This is a genomic window from Caloramator sp. E03, from assembly GCF_006016075.1.
Classification (GTDB): domain Bacteria; phylum Bacillota; class Clostridia; order Clostridiales; family Caloramatoraceae; genus Caloramator_B.
The window spans coordinates 867,823-886,811 of the sequence record NZ_CP040093.1; the positions used below are offsets into that span (position 1 = coordinate 867,823).

General features: G+C 30.2%; 16 protein-coding genes and 1 tRNA gene. 4 read left to right on the forward strand and 13 right to left on the reverse strand.

Going from position 1 to position 18,989, the window contains the following annotated elements; translation table 11 throughout:
• Nucleotides 1-11: 11 nt before the first annotated feature.
• The 5 genes from FDN13_RS04440 to FDN13_RS04455 form a co-directional block, all read right to left on the reverse strand.
• Nucleotides 12-1,067, reverse strand: a complete 1,056-nt coding sequence (locus FDN13_RS04440) for a hypothetical protein (RefSeq protein ID WP_138979099.1) — start codon at nt 1,065-1,067, stop codon at nt 12-14.
• Nucleotides 1,068-1,219: 152 nt separating this feature from the next.
• The gene (locus tag FDN13_RS04445) at nt 1,220-3,010 is read right to left on the reverse strand and encodes a 5'-nucleotidase C-terminal domain-containing protein (RefSeq protein ID WP_138979100.1); all 1,791 of its coding nucleotides are present in this window, start codon (nt 3,008-3,010) and stop codon (nt 1,220-1,222) included.
• 138 nt (nt 3,011-3,148) lie between these two features.
• Entirely contained in the window at nt 3,149-4,114 is a 966-nt protein-coding gene (locus FDN13_RS04450; RefSeq protein ID WP_138979101.1) for a pseudouridine synthase, read from the reverse strand.
• Nucleotides 4,115-4,206: 92 nt separating this feature from the next.
• Nucleotides 4,207-4,506: a HesB-like protein gene (locus FDN13_RS14575; RefSeq protein ID WP_371414836.1), complete on the reverse strand. Its 300-nt coding sequence runs from the start codon at nt 4,504-4,506 to the stop codon at nt 4,207-4,209.
• Nucleotides 4,507-4,620: 114 nt separating this feature from the next.
• The gene (locus FDN13_RS04455) at nt 4,621-5,448 is read right to left on the reverse strand and encodes an Mrp/NBP35 family ATP-binding protein (RefSeq protein WP_138979102.1); all 828 of its coding nucleotides are present in this window, start codon (nt 5,446-5,448) and stop codon (nt 4,621-4,623) included.
• A gap of 239 nt (nt 5,449-5,687) precedes the next feature.
• Between FDN13_RS04455 and FDN13_RS04460 the strand changes: the two genes are divergently transcribed.
• Nucleotides 5,688-7,988: a family 65 glycosyl hydrolase domain-containing protein gene (locus FDN13_RS04460; RefSeq protein ID WP_138979103.1), complete on the forward strand. Its 2,301-nt coding sequence runs from the start codon at nt 5,688-5,690 to the stop codon at nt 7,986-7,988.
• A gap of 21 nt (nt 7,989-8,009) precedes the next feature.
• The gene (glgP, locus tag FDN13_RS04465; RefSeq protein ID WP_435369330.1) at nt 8,010-9,626 is read left to right on the forward strand and encodes an alpha-glucan family phosphorylase; all 1,617 of its coding nucleotides are present in this window, start codon (nt 8,010-8,012) and stop codon (nt 9,624-9,626) included.
• A gap of 125 nt (nt 9,627-9,751) precedes the next feature.
• Here the strand turns inward: glgP and FDN13_RS04470 are convergent, their stop codons facing one another.
• The 6 genes from FDN13_RS04470 to FDN13_RS04495 form a co-directional block, all read right to left on the reverse strand.
• Nucleotides 9,752-10,753 (reverse strand): LacI family DNA-binding transcriptional regulator, encoded by a 1,002-nt coding sequence (locus FDN13_RS04470; protein ID WP_138979105.1) that lies wholly within the window; start codon nt 10,751-10,753, stop codon nt 9,752-9,754.
• Nucleotides 10,754-10,802: 49 nt separating this feature from the next.
• Nucleotides 10,803-11,654, reverse strand: coding sequence for a sugar ABC transporter permease (locus FDN13_RS04475; protein ID WP_138979106.1), 852 nt, complete (start codon nt 11,652-11,654; stop codon nt 10,803-10,805).
• Between the two features lie 13 nt (nt 11,655-11,667).
• Nucleotides 11,668-12,597: a carbohydrate ABC transporter permease gene (locus FDN13_RS04480; RefSeq protein ID WP_207670907.1), complete on the reverse strand. Its 930-nt coding sequence runs from the start codon at nt 12,595-12,597 to the stop codon at nt 11,668-11,670.
• 47 nt (nt 12,598-12,644) lie between these two features.
• Entirely contained in the window at nt 12,645-13,943 is a 1,299-nt protein-coding gene (locus tag FDN13_RS04485; protein WP_138979107.1) for a sugar ABC transporter substrate-binding protein, read from the reverse strand.
• Nucleotides 13,944-14,150: 207 nt separating this feature from the next.
• Complete coding sequence (locus tag FDN13_RS04490) at nt 14,151-14,891, reverse strand: N-acetylmuramoyl-L-alanine amidase (protein ID WP_138979108.1); 741 nt, start codon at nt 14,889-14,891, stop codon at nt 14,151-14,153.
• An 86-nt stretch (nt 14,892-14,977) separates the two neighbouring features.
• Nucleotides 14,978-15,247, reverse strand: a complete 270-nt coding sequence (locus FDN13_RS04495) for a hypothetical protein (RefSeq protein ID WP_138979109.1) — start codon at nt 15,245-15,247, stop codon at nt 14,978-14,980.
• 532 nt (nt 15,248-15,779) lie between these two features.
• On the opposite strand from FDN13_RS04495, the gene FDN13_RS04500 reads away from it, so the two are divergent.
• Nucleotides 15,780-16,688: a transposase gene (locus FDN13_RS04500; RefSeq protein ID WP_138979110.1), complete on the forward strand. Its 909-nt coding sequence runs from the start codon at nt 15,780-15,782 to the stop codon at nt 16,686-16,688.
• A 521-nt stretch (nt 16,689-17,209) separates the two neighbouring features.
• Here the strand turns inward: FDN13_RS04500 and FDN13_RS04505 are convergent.
• Nucleotides 17,210-17,285, reverse strand: a tRNA-Pro gene (locus FDN13_RS04505).
• 131 nt (nt 17,286-17,416) lie between these two features.
• On the opposite strand from FDN13_RS04505, the gene FDN13_RS04510 reads away from it, so the two are divergent.
• A complete protein-coding gene (locus FDN13_RS04510; RefSeq protein WP_168190073.1) occupies nt 17,417-18,346 on the forward strand; it encodes a 3'-5' exoribonuclease YhaM family protein in 930 nt (309 codons plus the stop codon).
• A gap of 6 nt (nt 18,347-18,352) precedes the next feature.
• On the opposite strand, the gene FDN13_RS04515 is transcribed toward FDN13_RS04510, so the two are convergent.
• Nucleotides 18,353-18,988: a V-type ATP synthase subunit D gene (locus FDN13_RS04515; protein WP_138979112.1), complete on the reverse strand. Its 636-nt coding sequence runs from the start codon at nt 18,986-18,988 to the stop codon at nt 18,353-18,355.
• Nucleotide 18,989 lies beyond the last annotated feature (1 nt).

The following is an 18,989-nucleotide window of genomic DNA, read 5'->3' on the forward strand; positions in this document are numbered from 1 at the left end:
CTTCTCCTTTGTCAATTTGTATGTTCATACCTAATCAAGTTACCCTCTGCCATACTTTCTGCCATTTTAAACAATTGATCAATTATCTTAACATCACCATTTAAAATTATAAGTACATCATTCTGTTCCCACTGAATAGTAGCTGTTTCATTTTTCAAATCAACTCTACAGGGTATATCACCTATTTTCCCATTAGGAGAAAGATTCAATATACCTTTACTTTCATTTAAATATATTCTATATCCTCTATCAAAATATATACAATAAAAAGATGGAGATTTAACTGGAGGAACTATTCCGATTTCCCAAGGAATAATTCCTGTAGGAAGCTTTTTAGGAAGTATAATATTAAAATTCAAATACTTTTGTGCTTCATCATAGCTTTCAACAGTTTTTGATAATACTCCATCAATTATTATATCAGATGATGGTAAAGATGCAATTTCAAATAAAGTATAATTTATTGCTTCATTAACCTTAACATAGCTATAGGTTGTTCTTGATATTACTACATTATCTACAAAGTATTCTTCAATAAAGGGGAGTGTTATTTCATTAATATCTCCTATCCAAAATTTTTGCATATAATTATGATTATCAAGTTCCCATTTAACCCCAATAACCTTCAATAATCTGTTATCTTTAACTTCATATCCAAAAAACTCATAGTTTTTATTTTTTATTATATCTCTTATTTTTTTTTCTGTCTCTATAACGTTAGGGCCCTCTATTGGAAAACATTCTTTAACTTTTATTTTACCATCATAAAGTATGAATTTATTTCCATTATATATTTCAATAGTCTTTTTATCCTCCAAATTTTCTATTCTCAGCTTATCTGGAAAAATATATGATATTTCATAATTAGAAGTTTTAATGCTATTATTAATACCCAATATCTCTTTCTTTTCCCTATAAATAATTGATTTAATATTTATATTAACTTGTATTGATAAATTATTAAAAACTATGCTATTAGATAGCTCTTTGCTTCTTTCATTCCAATAGTAAAGTGATATAATACCAATAACAATTATAAACAATAATTGTTTAATTTTATATGTCACATACAATCAACTCCATATCCTTTTATATATTTATATTCAAGGAAAATATATATTTACTACACATTAAACAAAATAATCTTATATTAAACCTAATAATATCCTAAAAATATTTAGTAAATAATTTTAGCCAGGCATTAACCTGGCTCAAATTATTATTTTGTATATTTTTTATAGATATATCCTTGTAAACCATTATAGTTTATTCTATACCAATTCCCAACTTCTCCTTCAACAACAACTACCGTACCATTTTTATAAACTCCAAGTATCTTTGATGATACGCTTGCGGCAGCTCTAATCCTAAGCCCTTTTAAGGCAACAACTTTAACAGTTTTAACTGGTTTTTCTACAATTTCAGGAGTTATATCTTCTCCTGGAATCAAATATTCAACATATTCAGGTTTTAATACTTTACCCTCTGATGTTATTTTCTTAATATTATTTACAAGTGCATCTCTTATTGGTAATCCTGTATCTAATACATTAACAGCACCTTTAAAATCATATCCATCTCCACCATTTGCCATAAAATCATTTGTTACTACTGAATATAATTTATCATCCTCTACCTTTTTACCATCAAGAAGTCTCATTGATGTAATTCTATTCCCAGCTTCTGCTTTTGGATTATAATATACTTTAACTCCTGATAATTGTATCCAACCTACGTTTTTATTATCTATACCATTTTCAATAACTTTTTTGAGATCTGATCCCTTAAGTTGCATTTTCACAAGAGTATTATCAAAAGACATTACTTCATAAAGTTTACCCATTGTAATATCTCCCTTAGGAATTGATGTTCTAAGCCCTCCACCGTTAGTTACAGCAATCTGAGTACCTGCCTCTTTTCTCATAACATCACATGTCCATTCTCCAAGAAGCGATACACCTAAATTTTTGTCATGAGAAAGTTCTACTTCTGCTTTTCCAATAACCTCATCAAGCATTGGTTTTAATTTTTCATTCCATTTGTTATATATGCTTTTTACTTCCTCATCCTCTTTAAGATTATCTACTCTTTTATATAACTCATCAACTGATGGCTTTATACTTATCAACCTACCATCTTTATCTAGTTGTATTGCAAGCTTTGCAAGTGAACGTCCATTATAATAACCTTCAACAATAGGAATGTTATTAACATTTCCACAAACAGAAAGATGTGTATGCCCAGCTATAATTGCATCAATATTTGTTACTTGCTTTGCAAGCTCTGCTGCTTCACCAGTTATTTCACCTGTCTTGCTATCCTGTGATGCACCAAGATGTGTCAATGCTATTACGTAGTCTGCCATATTGTTGCTTTTTAAATATTCTGCCCAATATTTTGCTGATGTTATTGGATCTTTAAAATCTAAATCTTTAACATTTTCTGGTTTAGTTTTATATAAAGTTTCTAATGTTGTAAGTCCAATAAATGCAACTTTTTTCCCTCCAACTTCTGCAATTTTATATGGTTTTGCCCAACTAACTATCTTTCCTGTTTTTTTATCGTATATATTCGATGCAAGAAAATCAAAATTCCCTGAATTTGACCAGTTCTGAATTTTATCAACTCCCCAATCAAATTCGTGATTCCCTATTGCTGAGGCAAAAAGCCCAATTGATTTTAAAAATTCAGAAACTGGCTCTCCATAAGTTAAATTAGACATAGCACTTCCTTGATAATTGTCTCCAGCTGATACTACTATTGTATCTGGATTCTCTGCCTTAATCCTATTTATTTCTCCTGCAAGTTTTGCAACACCAATATTTTTCCCTTCTTGCTTTAAAGAACCATGAAAATCAGTAAAGGAAATGATATTAATCTCCTTTACAACTTCATTATTTTGATTTTCATCTGCCCTTACCTTTAAAGTATTAATAGGTAAAACTGTAGTTGCTAATAGAAAAAAAACAATAAAAATACTTGAGATTTTTTTAAATTTGTATTTTTTCATAATAACCCCCCTTAGTTTTTATATATTGTATTAATTCTTAAAATATTTTTTATTTCCTTCATAAATCGTTAGATTTATTTTGACAAAAAATTCAAAATGCTATGAGTTTATTCATAGCATTTTGAATTTTTATTAGTATTAAATAACTTTAAATATATCCTTTTTTATCTTTTTAAACAAAGCTGGATAGTGCATTGTAATTGTTTTATTTTCAAGATATTTAAGGCTATTGGGGCAGTTTACAAATATCAACTTATAAGCTATAAGGAGTTGATTTGAAAGACCATACTTATTAAAAAAGAAACTATTTAATTTTTTATCTCCATACTTAGGATCACCTAATATAGGATTCCCAAGCCATGATAGATGTGCTCTTATTTGATGGCTTCTACCAGTAATCAGGTCTATATCAATATGTGAAAATTGTCCAACGCTTTCTATATTAATAATTTTAGTTTCAATTTTTTTTGAGTTTTTAATATAATCCCTGCTTATTACAGATTTGTTTGTTTTATTATCTTTTAATATGTATGCACTATAGGTATCATCTTTTATTTTTCCTTTTACAATTGCAGTATAGTATTTTTTAACATTTCCATCTCTAATCATTTCATTTATTGCCTTCAAAGTTTCATAGTTTTTTGCAAATATAACAAGTCCAGATGTATTTCTATCAAGTCTATTACAAGGCGAAGGTGAAAAAGTAACTTCTTTATTTGGGTTATATTCCCCTTTATCATAAAGATAAGCTAAAACCATATCAGTTAAAGTTATATCTTCTCCTTCATCAGGATGAACAAGAGTATCTGTTCCCTTTATAACAACCAATAAATTCTCATCTTCATAAGCCGTATCTATGCTATAATCTATATTTAAAAATTTTAATTTTTTATTTTCTTTTTTAGCTTCAACTTCAAAATTAAACCTAATAATATCTCCTTCTGATAATAAGTATTTCTCACTTGATTTATTTCCATTTACAGTTATTTCTTTTTTTCTAATGGCTTTGTAAATTGTTCCAAGTGGCATATCCTTTAAGTATTTTCTTAAAAACCTATCAAGCCTTTGTCCTGCTTCATTTGCTTTAATAACTATCTCATTCATACGCATCCCTCTTTTATTTTTATTTTTCTTTATAATGATATATTCAATAAAAAATATAGTCAATAAAAACAAAGGCCTGCTTAAAAACAGGCCTATCTGCACGTATTAGTACTATAAAGTTGTTCAACTGAGAAACCTTTACCAAAGAAGGAATTTCTATAGTCAATTACAAAACCTTTAGTATACATAGCTATATCTTTGTCTAATAATACTTTTATTCCATTTACCTCATATACTTCATCATCATTTTTCTGCTCATCCAGAGCTATTCCAAGCCTTGGACCACCTCATCCAATACCTGCGATATATATCCTTACACCATAATTTGAACTTTTTTGTTTAAGTTTATCTTTTAACACTTTAGCTGCTGAATCTGTTATTCTAATCTCCATATCCATACCTCCATTTCTATACCCCGTATAGGTATATTATAGTATATCTAAAACGAAGTTTCAAGTCATAGATAGAAGATTAGCAACATTCATCAGCCTAGTATTAGTTTTCCCTTATTTATTAATCTTATTTATTATTTCGTCCACAATTCCTTTAAAATCCTCCTTCAGTTTCCCAAAAAGTTCAACTCTTCCCTCATCAGAGAGCTCCATTAAATCTTTATCAAGTGGTAATTCTCCTAAAAGGTCTATTCCTAATTTTTCAGAAGCCTTCTTTGCAGCATTTTCTCCAAATATCTCTATTTTTTTATTGCATTCAGGACAAATTATATAGCTCATATTCTCTATAACTCCTAAAACGCTTACATCCATTTTTTTAGCCATATCAATTGCCTTTGAAACTATCATTGATACAAGGTTTTGAGGAGTTGAAACCATTAAAATACCAGTAACAGGTATTGATTGCATCACCGTTAAAGGTACGTCACCTGTTCCAGGAGGCATATCAACTATTAAGTAATCTAAATCACCCCATATTACATCTGTCCAGAACTGTTTAACAGCACCAGCAATAAGAGGCCCTCTCCAAAGCACAGCCTGTTCTTCATAATCTGTAAGAAGATTCATAGACATTACATAAACCCCTGTAACACTTTCAGCTGGAAATATCCCTTCCTCCGTTATTTCCACACCTTTTTTAGTTATTCCAAAGAGCCTTGGAATACTTGGACCTGTTATATCTGCATCAAGTATTCCAACTCTAAAACCTCTATCTTTAAGTTCACAGGCAATCAAAGAGGATATCGTTGATTTACCTACACCTCCTTTTCCACTCATTACAGCAATTACATTTTTTACTTGATTTAATGGGTTGTTTTCAATCATACAATTATCTTGTTTATTACACTTTGAGTTTGATGGGCAACTCTTACAATCTGCCAATTATCTCATCTCCTTTGTTTTTAAAAATTCAATTTTATTATATATAATATTTATTCTATTGGAAACTGTAATAAAATAATAATATTTTGCTTATTTTCAATTGACTTGAATACTTCACAAATGGTATATTATATATAGATTTATAAAATAATTCCAATTTATAAGTTTTTGTTTATTGGAATTTATTTTTTACATCTTATGCAAACGATTGCATATAAATTATAGGATGTGGTGATATTATGGAAAAATATTTTTTAGTTGATGAATGGAATGTTATTGAAGAAGGATTTAAGCCCGAAAAGAACCGATTATCTGAAAGTATAATGAGCCTTGGAAACGGTTATATGGGCATTAGGGGAAACTTTACTGAATTTTATTCTGGAGATTCATTAAAAGGAACCTATATTGCTGGGGTTTATTATCCTGATAAAACCCGTGTAGGATGGTGGAAGATAGGGTATCCAGAATACTATGCTAAAGTTATTAATGCTCCAGATTTTACATCCATTGACGTTTTTATTGATGGCGAAAGATTAGATCTTGCAAAGGTCAATTTTAAAACATTTAAAAGACAGCTTAATATGAAGGAAGGTTATGTTGATATCAACTTTATTATAGCAGATAAAAAAGGACATGAAACAGAAATTAAAACAAGGAGATTCATTAGCCTATCTAAAGGAGAGATCGCAGCTATATCCTATACGATTATTCCTTTAAATTATGACGGTGAAATAGAATTAATACCTTTGATTAATGGTGATATTTCTAATGAAGATTCAAATTACGGTGAAAAATTCTGGGATGAAATTAACAAAAATGTAGACGGATATTATGGATATCTTACTGTAAAAACAAAAAAGCTTGATTTTCATGTTACTGTTTCAATGAAATATAATGTAACAATCAATGGGAAAATAGCTAATAATAACATATATTCAATTATAAAAGAAAAATATGTTGCAAGCAGCTTTAAAACTTATTGCAAAAAAGGAGAAATAATTAATCTAAATAAATATATAGCTATTACTTCAAACAGATATTATAACAATGATGAGTTAATTCCAAAGGGCAAAGAAATAGTAGAAGAAGCATTTTTAAAAGGATTTGATAAATTATTTAGTGAACATTCTAAAGCTTGGGAAAAGCAATGGGAAGAAAGCGATATAGTGATAACTGGAGATGCTGAATCACAGCAAGCAATCAGGTTTAACATATTTCATTTGAATCAGACATATAATGGTAAAGACCCAAGGCTTAATATAGGTCCTAAAGGATTTACAGGAGAAAAATACGGAGGAAGTACTTATTGGGATACTGAAGCCTTCTGTTTCCCATTCTATTTGTGTACACATGATAAAAATGTTGCAAGAAATCTTCTCTTATACAGATATAATCATCTTGAAAAAGCAAAAGAAAATGCTAAAAAATTAGGACTAAAAGGAGCCCTTTATCCTATGGTTACAATGAACGGAGAAGAATGCCATAATGAATGGGAAATAACCTTTGAAGAAATACACAGAAATGCTGCAATATCTTATGCTATATATAATTACGTAAGATATACAAAGGATGAAAGCTATCTTGCTGACTATGGTTTTGAAGTTTTAGTTGAGACTAGCCGCTTTTGGGAATCAAGAGTTAATTATAATGCTACAAAGGATAAATATATGATACTTGGAGTTACAGGACCTAATGAATATGAAAATAATGTAAACAACAACTGGTATACAAATACCATGGCATCATGGAACCTTTCTTATACAATGGAAGTTGCAAAACTTTTAAAAGAAAAGTATCCTGAAAAATATAATAATCTTGTAAATAAACTCCAACTTAAAGAATGTGAGTTTGAAAAATGGCAAGATATTGTAAATAAAATGTATTATCCCTATGTTGAATCTTTACAGGTTTTTGAACAGCAAGATGGATATATGGATAAAGAACAGAAACTCGTTAGTGAACTCTCTCCAGATGATCTTCCATTGAATCAAAAATGGTCATGGGATAGAATATTAAGATCTTGTTTCATAAAACAAGCCGATGTAATACAAGGACTTTATTTTTTAAATGAAAGATATGATATAGATACTATAAAGAGAAATTTCGATTTTTATGAACCAAAAACAGTACATGAATCTTCTTTATCCGCTTGTATACACTCTGTCATAGCAAGCCAAATAGGATATCATGATAAAGCTTATGAATTATTTTTAAGAAGTTCAAGGCTTGATCTTGATAACTATAACAATGATACAAATGATGGTCTTCACATTACAAGTATGGCTGGTACTTGGCTTGCTATAACTCAAGGCTTTGGAGGAATGAAAGTAATTAACGATAAGTTATGTTTTAAACCTTATCTTCCTTCAAAATGGAAAGCCTATTCATTTAAAATATTGTTTAGAGATCATCTTTTGAAAATAAATATAAACTCTAATAATGTAATAATAACACAAGAAAAGGGGTCAGAATTAATTATTAAAGTTTATGATAAGGAATACACTATTTTAAAAGATAGTACAGTTATTGTTGAAAAATAGATATTGATGGAGGGATATATCTTGAATTTGAATGCTCTACCTAAAGTTGCATATTTTTCAATGGAATATGGTCTTGATGCATCCATGAAAACCTATGCTGGAGGACTTGGTATATTAGCTGGAGATTATATAAAAGCAGCTAAAGACTATAATTTTCCAATAATTCCAATAGGTATTAAATGGAAGCAAGGCTATACTGATCAGATGATTGATAAAAATGGTAAACCTTATGACTCTTACCATAACTATGAATATAACTTTTTAGAGGATACAAATATAAAAATTACTGTAAAAATAAGAAAAAGAGATGTAGTTTGCAAAGTATGGAAAGTTGATAAATTTGGCAACGTACCTTTATATCTTCTTGATACTGACTTACCTGAAAACGAAGATAAATGGATAACAGGACAGCTCTACGGATGGTTCAAGGAAGAAAGAATTGCTCAGGAGATGGTACTTGGAATTGGAGGAATAAAGGCTTTAAGAGCACTTGGAATTGATGTTGATGTATATCATTTTAATGAAGGGCATGCTGTATTTGCTGCATTAGAACTTATAAGAGAAAAGATGGATAAAGGTCTATCCTTTGAAGATGCTCTAAAACAAACAAGGGAAGAAGTAGTTTTCACAACCCACACACCAATAGTTGAAGGAAATGAATCCCATACATTAGATTGCATTATGTACATGGGAGCAAATAATGGACTTTCATTAGAACAAATGGTTCAATTAGGTGGAGATCCTTTTAATATGACAGTAGCTGCCCTTAGAACCTCAAGAATTTCAAATGCCGTTTCTAAGCTCCATGAAATAACTGCAAATAAGATGTGGAAAGACATACAGGATAAATCACCAATAATAGGTATTACAAATGCAATACACATACCCACATGGGTCGATGAAGATATTTTAAAGGCTTCTGAAGGAAATGGGGATATATGGGAATGCCATATAAAAAACAAAAAAGCTTTAATAGATTTCATTTATGAAAGAAATGGGGTAAAACTTGATCCATATATCCTTTTAATTGGTTTTTCAAGGCGTGCAGCACCTTATAAACGAAGCAACTTAATATTTTCTGATCTTAATGTGATAGAGCCTTTATTAAAAGAAAAGAAAATCCAAATGGTTTATGCAGGTAAAGCTCATCCTCTTGATGATACAGGTAAAAAAATCATCGAAAACATAGTTTCAATCTCAAAAAAATATCCTGAATCAGTAGTATTTCTTGAAAACTATGACATGTCTATTGGCAAAATGCTTACAAGAGGTTCAGATGTATGGCTTAATAACCCAAGAAGGCCAAAAGAAGCAAGTGGAACATCAGGAATGAAGGCAGCAATGAATGGTGTTTTAAATTTGAGCACACTTGATGGATGGTGGCCTGAAGCATGTCAGCATGGTATAAACGGCTGGCAATTTGGAGACGGTTTTGAAAGTGAAAATGATGAGGAACTTGATAAAAATGACCTTATCAAATTATATAATGTGCTACTAAACGATGTTATACCAACGTATTATAACAACAAAAGTAAATGGATTGAAATGATGAAGAATAGCATCTTAAGTACTAAAGACTATTTTTCAATGAAGAGAATGATTGAAGAATATTATCAAAAGATGTATACAAAATATTAGTATGTATGCCAGAAATAGCATAATTAACTATTTCTGGCTTTTATAATATTATATCGTCAGCTACAATAAAAATTTGTAATAGCGGCTGAAGGAAATAAAAAAACAAAACAGACACTTCTTAGTGCCTATTTTGTTGATTCTCTTTCTATAAATTTTGTTTCAACTATATAATGATTAGTTGAAATAAGCTCATTTTCAAGTTTACCTATAAGAAGCTTTGCTGCACAATATCCAAGCTCCTCTGCATTTATATCTACTGATGAAAGAGGCGGATTTTGATATACAGATAAAGGAGTATTATTAAAACCTGCAATAGCAATCTTTTTATCTGTTAATTCACTAATCGCCCTTAACGCCCCAAAGGCAAGTAAGTCATCAGTTGTAGCAACTGCAGTTGGAATTTTATATTTTAAAATTTGACTCATTGCATTATATCCGCAAACCTCATTAAAATTAGTCTCCTGCACTATCATATTATCATCTACAAAAATCCCATGAACTTCAAGAGCTTTTTTGTATCCTTCAAGTCTATCCTTGGACATATTAAATTCCTTAGGCCCACCAATAAAAGCTATATCCTTATGGCCTTTTTGTATAAACATATCAACAACATTATACATAGCTTTAAAATTATCATTATCAACCCACAGAACATTATTTATATCTTCTGGTCTTCCAACAACTACAAAAGGATATTTGTTTTTCTTTAAAAATTCTATGCATTTGTCATCCTTCTTTGATGTAAGTAAAATAAAGCCATCTACAAGCTTACTGTTTGAATAATTTTTTAAAAACTTAAGTTCCTCATCTTCTTGTTTGCTATAACTATACATTATATAATATCCACGCTTTTGAGCATAAATACTCATCCCTGTCATTACTTGAATGAAAAAAGGATTTTTAAATAGGTCTTCAGATGTGTTTGGTATTATAAGTCCAAGTATCTTTGTGGATTTGTTTGCAAGACTTCTTGCTATAATGTTTGGATGATAATTGAGCTCTTTTATTGCCTGCTCAACTCTTAATTTAGTTTCTTTGCTTATTCTTGGGCTATCAGCAATTACTCTTGATACAGTAGATGGAGAAACTTTTGCAATTTTTGCTACATCCTTAATTGTAGCAGTCACCAAAACCAACTCCCACCATATTTCATTTTTATCCTATTCTTACTGTATTTTAACCTTTTACACTTCCAAGTGTCAATCCTCCAACAAGATATTTTGACAAGCATATAAATATTATCATTACAGGAATTGCAGTAATAAGTGCTGCTGCAGAATAAATACCCCAATCAGTTGTAAATTGTCCCATCATATTTGTAAGACCAATAGGAAGGGTTAGTTTTTGTGAAGATGTTATAATAACCCTTGCTACTATATATTCTGACCATGCACCCATAAAGGAAAATAATGCACTTAAGGCTATAGCTGGTGCTGCAAGAGGTAGCGTTATTAAATAAAATGATTTTGTTATATTTGCACCATCAACATAAGCACTTTCTTCAAGGGATTTAGGAATAGTATCAAAATATCCTTTTAAAATCCAAATATTAAAAGGTATTGTTGTAGAAGTATATACTATCACAAGTCCAATAAAACTATTTGAAAGTCCATAGTGAATTAACATTATATACAAAGGTAGTAATGTCATAGTTGCTGGGAACATTTGTGTTACAAGAAGCATGCTAAGCCCCATCTTCTTACCAAAAAAATCAAATCTTGAAAAAGCATAACCTGCTGTTACAGACAAAATCACACCGAAAATAGCTGTAAGACTTGATATTATAAGGCTATTTACAAGCCACTTTAAAAGGTCATATTTTACAAAAGCATTTATATAATTCTTGAAAGTAGCATTATCGGGTATAATCTTTAGAGAAGTTGAAAAAAGACTGCTTGAAGATCTCAATGATATAGATAAAATATTTAAGGCTGGATATACAGAGATGGCACAGAATATTCCAAGTGTAATATATATAAGTATTATTTTAATAATAGAATCTCCTCTTTCAAATTTCTCGCTTCTCATAATACATTTCCTCCTAATTCTCAAGCTTTTGAGATTTTATAAATATAGAACTAAAGGATAGAAGTATTAGGAATATTATAACTGAAAGTGCTGCTGAATACCCATATCTAAAGTAGGAGAATGCCTTTTTATATACTAGAGACACAAGTATCTGTGCTTCCTCTGTTTCAGCTCCATAAGTTATTACATAAATAACACTTATCATATTAAAAGTCCATACAGTACCAAGTACTACAGCTGGTGTTATTACAGGTTTTAATAAAGGTAAAGTTATATTCTTAAACTTCTGCCATCCTGATGCCCCGTCTGTATCTGCTGCTTCATAATATTCTTGTGGTATGCTCTGAAGCCCTCCAAGACATGTCATCATCATAAATGGGACACCAAGCCATATATTAGTAATTATTGCTGCAATAAAAGACCATTTAGAATCCGAGAGCCATGGAATTGCAGCTCCTGAACCAAAAATTTTAGTAAGCAATATGTTTACGGCTCCATATTCAATATTAAACATTCCTCTCCATGTAATAGCTCCAATATACTGGGGTATTGCCCAAGGAATAATTAAAAGTACTCTAATAATACTTTTACCTGGTAGCTTTCTATTTAACAATATAGCAAGAAATAATCCAAAGATAACATGAAAAAAAACGTTTACAATCGTCCAAACAATTGTCCTAATAAGAGTTCTATAAAATAGGGGATCGCTTAAAATCAATTTATAATTTTCTAATCCAATATAAGGGTATTTCCCACTTTTAAGGTTTAGTAAGGTAACATTTCTAAAGGATATCCAAAGCTCATAAAAAAGAGGATAAAGTACAATAAAACATAGTACTATTATTGAAGGAAGCAAAAATAAAAACGGTGTCCACCTGCTTTGAGCCATATTTCTACTATGGCCAATTTTTTGTTTTTTAGCTTTCAAAGTTTGTAATTCCATTTTTAGCCTCCTTTCTTAAAAAGGGGGATATTATATCCCCCTTTGTATTAAAACCCTAATGCTTTTATTCCTTCTTCAGCCTTTTGTTGCATCTTCTTTGGGGCGTCCTCTGGTTTTATCTTTCCTGCAAAGAGTTCTTGTTGAACAGGCTTCATAGCATCCCATACCGCTCTCATTTGAGTTATAATTGGCATTGGAATACATTTTTCAAGCTGAGCTTTTTGAGCAGCTATCATTGGATCGCTTGTAATCTTAGAATCTTGAAGAGCTTCAATATTAGTTGGAAGCTGTTTATGAGCATCAACCATCTTAAGCTGAGCATCTTTACTATTTACAAATTCAAGGAATTTTTTAACAGCAGCCTTCTTATCTGGATCAGTAACTGATGCCGATATACAATATCCTTTTACTGCTGAATAAGGAGCAGGATATCTACCATTTATAGATGGTATTGGGCATATACCAAGATCCATACCTGCTTTAACATAAGTACCAAATTCCCATGGACCATTTATTAAGAAAGCAACTTTTCCTTCTTTAAAAAGATTACTTGCTACATCATAATCTGCTTCTTTTGGTATTATTTTATCATTTTGCAGTTTTACAAGGAATTTAGCCCATTCAAGCATAGCCGGTGTATCAAGAGTAGCCTTTGGTGATTGAGAATTAACATCATCAAATACTTGTCCTCCAAATGCCCCAAGGAATGGAACTGTAAAGAATGGCTCAACCTTGTTAAATGCAAGCCCATACTGAACCTTCTTTTCACTTTGAAGTTTTTTAGATATTGAAATTAATTCTTCAAAAGTTTTTGGAGCTTCAGGAACTAACTTTTTATTATAAAGAAGGCAAAGTTCATTACCATTTCTATCTGGAATCATATACTGCTTCCCATAATATTTAGCAGCTGCAAGGGCAACTTGATCAAAATTCTTAAAGAAATCTTCTCCCATAATATCCTCAGTAGGCTGAACAAGATTACCTGGAACAAACACACCAAGGTTATCATTAGGACCTAAAACTATGTCTGGACCGGTTGTCCCAAGAGAAGCCGATGTAAAATTCTTTCTTAAATCCTCTGTTTCAAAATGAGTTCTTTTTATTGTTATATTAGGATTCTGGCTTTGGAATTCTGCTATAAGATTATCAAGTACTTGTCTGGCATTGGCTTCATCCTGTTCCCAAAAGGCAATTTCAACTTTCTTTTGCTCTTGTACCTGTTGCTGCTCGGACTGTTGTTGTTGAGCATTTTCATTAGAAGCTTGTTTCTTTTCACATGCCGAAAGCACACTTATCAGCATTAACATTATACAAAGTAATGATAATGCTTTTTTAATGCTTTTCATGAGATACCCCCCTTATATTTTAAAATTTTTATCGATTACATTAACATTTGTGCAATCGATTGCATTAATTAATTTTATTATATACTGCTTTTTGGGAATTGTCAAACTATATTAAATTTTACAAATTGCAATATATTTGTATTATTCTACAAAATGTTTATGCAAACGATATTACATTATTACAAAAAAAGTAGAAACCCAAAGGTTTCATACTAATTTTATATATTCTTTACTAACCCATTGAGGTATATCTTTATTTACAAGATACCATCCGTTTTTTTCTTCGTATATTTTTACTTTAGTATCCTTTTTAAGTTTACCGTTAATTTTAGCAGTTATATATGGTTGGTCTCTACAATTTAATATATTGGCTATAACAATCCCCATTTTTTCTGATTCACTCTTATTATCAGTAGAATTATTTTCTATATGATTTTGTATTAGCTTATTAACTGCATTTTTAAACTTTAACCATTCATTTTCATCAACCAGCATTTTAGGACAATCTTTACCTGTTATGTCATAGTGTCTATATAGATCATTAATTGTAAGGTTGTATTTTTTTAAAAGATTACTAACAAGCTCTACAGTATTTTGATAGGTCTTACCCCAATTACCATCACTATTTACACACATTTCAATACCAATTGTAAAATAGTTCGGACCGTATCTGCCTTCACTTAATTTTTCACCGGCACTTCTATATTTATCTGCCCCAACATGCCATGCAACTTCATCTTCAGGTATACATTGAACTATTTGATGATCATCAACTATAAAATGAGCAGATGCAAGTCTATCTGTTGAATTAAAATAATTTCTATTTGCAACAGCATCTGCCCCTTTACCTGTATTAGCAGTCCAATGAACAACTATAGCTTTAAGTTTTTTTAGCTTAATTTTGGGTCTATTTTTATTAGTTAGAAACATCTGTTTAATTTGAAGCATCCCAACCCCTCCACTATTTTTATAATATAATATATAAATTATAGAAGGGGTTTGTTCTTTATATTTTTTGCCTACTATATAATATTTTAACTGGCTATACTATTTTCATAACTCATCTTCGTCATCAATTTTTCTTTGTCAATAAAATATTCACATGAACAACTATCATAAGAATACACTATACCTATTTTCAATATACCCTCTATTATTAAATCAAAAATACAATCATTTAGTTCAATAATAAGGTTATTCATATTATTTCTTCTTTGAAAATATCTTAAAATTTCATCATAACCTATCTTATTCTTATCTTTCACATAATCTAAAATTTTTAAAATAATATATGTGCGTTCCATAACTTATTCCCTCTTATGTTAAATTTGTTTAAATACTCTCAACATTTTCCATTCTACTCCATTCTATGATATATTTCAAAGAAAAAAATACTATTTTTTGCGACATTTTGTGATTTTTTATTATATTGTTGTTTTTTGTTAATTATAGTTTAGCTATTTTGCATTTCTGGAAATAGCATTTAGGGCTGCATTTTTGCATTTTAGTGGTATTTGGGGACGGTTAGTGTGAAAATGTCCATTTACAAAAAAGGAAAAAAGTTCAAGACAAGGGACGGTTACTTATTTCATACACAATATCTGCAAAATCAGGGGGACATGTATAAAATATTATGTCTATTATTTAATATAATAAGTAACCGTCCCTTCTGTTACCTTTGAAAAAACACAAACTTTTTCATTCCGTCGTTGTGGCTATTTTTAGTCATGACCTGTTACTCATTTAAGGTACATTTACACCAATTCTATGAATAAACAAACCTCCAACTTGGAAAAATAATACTAAAAATATATTCCAAGTTGGAGGTGTTTTTTTATGCCAAGAATGGCAAGGCAAAAAAGCTATGACTCTATTTATCATGTTATGGTAAAAAGCATATCCGAAGTTCTCCTCTATAAAGACGATAAGGATAAAATAAAATACCTTGACTACATGAAAAAAGCCCAAGAACAGTTCGAATTTAGAGTTTATTCCTATTGCCTTATGGATAATCATGCTCATTTTATTATAGATGCAAACGGTGCAGATATCTCAAAAATAATGCACTTTGTAAACTATAAATATGCCATGTATTTTAATAAAAGGTATGAAAGAAGTGGCCATCTCTTTCAAGACAGGTTCAAAAGCTTAATCGTAAAGGATGATAGATACCTCTTTGCCTTAACAGCCTACGTTCACTTTAACGCAACAGACCTAAAAGGCTACGATAAAAATCCACAGGATTATCGCTTTTCATCTTTAGGCATATTCTTAGGGCAAAAGACAGATGAATTTGAGCTTATAGATGACAAATTTATATTATCCATGTTTAGCCTAAAAGAAGCTACAGCAAGGGCTATATACAAAGACTTTGTATTTAAAGTAAAAAGTATTGTTGATGCGCAAAGGGAAGAGTTTAAGAAAGAAGGAACAGAGTATAGGAGCATGAGAACAATCCTTGTAAGGGATCTATCCCCTGATAAAATAATAGAATTAATATCACAAAAATTCAACGTAGATAAGCTAATGCTAAGGATAAAGCGGGCAAAGGAGGCAAAGGAAGCGAAGGCAATACTATGCTTTGTGTTAAGAAAGTTTTGTGATTTAAGATGTGCCGATATATGCAGGATACTTGGGAATATGGGGCAATCTAACGTTTCAAAGCTATGTTCCCTTGGGAGGGAGCTTGTAAAGGAAGAGAAATATAAAAATATAGTGGATGATATATTAAGACAAGAGGCATAGCTGTTTTTATATAGAATACAGGTTAAGTATGTTAAGCTTTTGGTATAAGTTAATAAAATATTCATGCAAATTGTAAGGAAAGTTTAAAGTTTTTATACAGTAAGTAAAAATAAGAGTAGAATATGGACAAGCTATTTTAGAAAGTATTATATAAAGAATCCATATTAATAAAATAACTATAACACCGTCATCCTTCTATTCAATAATAAGTTTCTACAAAAGTTTTTTCTTAATTTATATTAATTAAGTTGTTTATATATATATATATATATTAACTCTAATAATTAACAGGTCATGACTAAAAGTAGCCACAACGAATGCATGAAAAAGTTTGTGGTTTGTCAAAGATGACAGTAACATGAGTAACATGAGGGACGGTTACTTATTATATTAAATAAACATAATATTTTATGGATTGCCCCCTAATTTTGCAGACATTGTGTATGAAATAAGTAACCGTCCCTGGAAACATTTCAGCAAAAATACTAAAGCCTGTAACTCTTGATGTTACAGGCTTTTATTGGTCTGGGTGACTGGACTTGAACCAGCGACCTCTTGAACCCCATTCAAGCGCGCTACCATCTGCGCCACACCCAGTCAATATTACATTATAATTATACTACTTTTTTTAAAAAAAGCAATATTGACTATAAAAATTATGTTAATATTAATTAGTTGTATATGTACTTAAACTATAAAATATGTATAATATAAAAAGAGGTGATTTTATGCTATGCTTAAATCCTAACGATAAAATTGAATGTCAACCTTTTATTGTAAGAAAAATTTACAAAAAAGTAAGTCAAAATAAAAAAGAATACTATCATCTTCAAATAAGCCACGGAATTAAGAATTATGACGCCAAGATTTGGAATTTTAAAGATGAAATATCTGTGAATATAACTCCAGGATGCTTTGCAAATGTATGGGGAACAGTTAAAGATTTTAAAGGTAATCTACAAATACATATTGATAAAATATTGAAAATTGAAAACCCTGATGAAGATCTAATACAACAAATAACCCCAACTTGTAATACAGATCCTTTAAAGCTTGAGATAGAAATAAACAAACTAATATCATCAGTAAAACATCCAAAATTAAATTCTTTATTAAATTCAATATTTAACTTACCTGAAATAATAAATAATTTTTATTTGAAAGCAGCTGGTGCTGAAATACACCATGCTTATATTGGAGGCCTTGCGGAACATACTATTGAAGTTACAAAAATAGTAATATTTCTCTGCAATATATATAATTACATAAATCGTGATTTGGCAGTTACTGCTTCTCTACTACATGATATAGGAAAAGTTATTGAGTTATCAAATTTTCCTGAGAATAAATATACCGATGCAGGCAGAATGCTTGGTCATATATATTTAGGTACTGATTTGATAAGTGCTGAAGCTAATAAGATTGCAGATTTTCCTAATGATCTTCTGCTGGACTTAAAACATTGTATATTAGCCCATCATGGTACACTTGAGATGGGATCCCCCGTAGTTCCAATGACAATTGAAGCTATAGCTTTACATAATGCGGATAAAATGAGTGCTGAAATAAATGGATTTAATCTTGCAATACAGAGAGATACCAACACAGGAAACTGGACAGAATTTAATAACATATATAAAAGATATATAAAAAAGTAAAAACCTCTAAAAGGCTTTTACTTTTTTCTTTATTCTTTTCTTTTTTACAACCTTTAACCTGAAAAAATCTTCTCTATCCTTTTCTTCAAGAGCATCTTGTATATATTTTACTATATCAGTATATTTTGGTATTTGTATGTTTTCAAGTGCATTAGCTCTTTTCTGAGTCTTTTTTATTTCTACTGCCAGTTTGTATACAGAATTTTCAACCTCAGTAAGCTCTAAAATAAGCCATTTTATTTCCTGAAACTTTTTAAAAGCAACATCTATTGACACATTCGTTTGATAAAAACTATAAACTGGCTGTACATCCTTCTTTTTATATTTTATCTTAGGTATTTCTACACCCATAACACTTTTATATAGTATTTCAAATTCACTATCTTCAGGAGTAGAATCTCCAATATCTTCAACATCTGCAATTCCCATAGTAAGATTAGCCATTCTTAAAGCCTCATAAGCTTCCTCAAATGTTACTTTAACCTTTGACTGTATTTCCTTTGCTCTATCTATAAGGCTCATCATTTCCCTTATAAGTACATTTCTCTTTTGATCTAATAACTCATATCCTTTTTTAGAAAACTCTAAAGTTGCCTTTGCACTCATAAGATTAGACTTTGTTGGGGCGATATTTATATCCATT

Excerpts from the sequence above, each read along its gene's own strand:
- FDN13_RS04445 (WP_138979100.1), bottom strand. The coding sequence starts at position 3,010 with ATGAAAAAATACAAATTTAAAAAAATCTCAAGTATTTTTATTGTTTTT.
- FDN13_RS04450 (WP_138979101.1), bottom strand. The coding sequence starts at position 4,114 with ATGAATGAGATAGTTATTAAAGCAAATGAAGCAGGACAAAGGCTTGAT.
- FDN13_RS04460 (WP_138979103.1), top strand. The coding sequence starts at position 5,688 with ATGGAAAAATATTTTTTAGTTGATGAATGGAATGTTATTGAAGAAGGA.
- FDN13_RS04475 (WP_138979106.1), bottom strand. The coding sequence starts at position 11,654 with ATGAGAAGCGAGAAATTTGAAAGAGGAGATTCTATTATTAAAATAATA.
- FDN13_RS04480 (WP_207670907.1), bottom strand. The coding sequence starts at position 12,597 with ATGGAATTACAAACTTTGAAAGCTAAAAAACAAAAAATTGGCCATAGT.
- FDN13_RS04485 (WP_138979107.1), bottom strand. The coding sequence starts at position 13,943 with ATGAAAAGCATTAAAAAAGCATTATCATTACTTTGTATAATGTTAATG.
- FDN13_RS04490 (WP_138979108.1), bottom strand. The coding sequence starts at position 14,891 with ATGCTTCAAATTAAACAGATGTTTCTAACTAATAAAAATAGACCCAAA.
- FDN13_RS04495 (WP_138979109.1), bottom strand. The coding sequence starts at position 15,247 with ATGGAACGCACATATATTATTTTAAAAATTTTAGATTATGTGAAAGAT.
- FDN13_RS04500 (WP_138979110.1), top strand. The coding sequence starts at position 15,780 with ATGCCAAGAATGGCAAGGCAAAAAAGCTATGACTCTATTTATCATGTT.
- FDN13_RS04510 (WP_168190073.1), top strand. The coding sequence starts at position 17,417 with ATGCTATGCTTAAATCCTAACGATAAAATTGAATGTCAACCTTTTATT.
- FDN13_RS04515 (WP_138979112.1), bottom strand. The coding sequence starts at position 18,988 with ATGGATATAAATATCGCCCCAACAAAGTCTAATCTTATGAGTGCAAAG.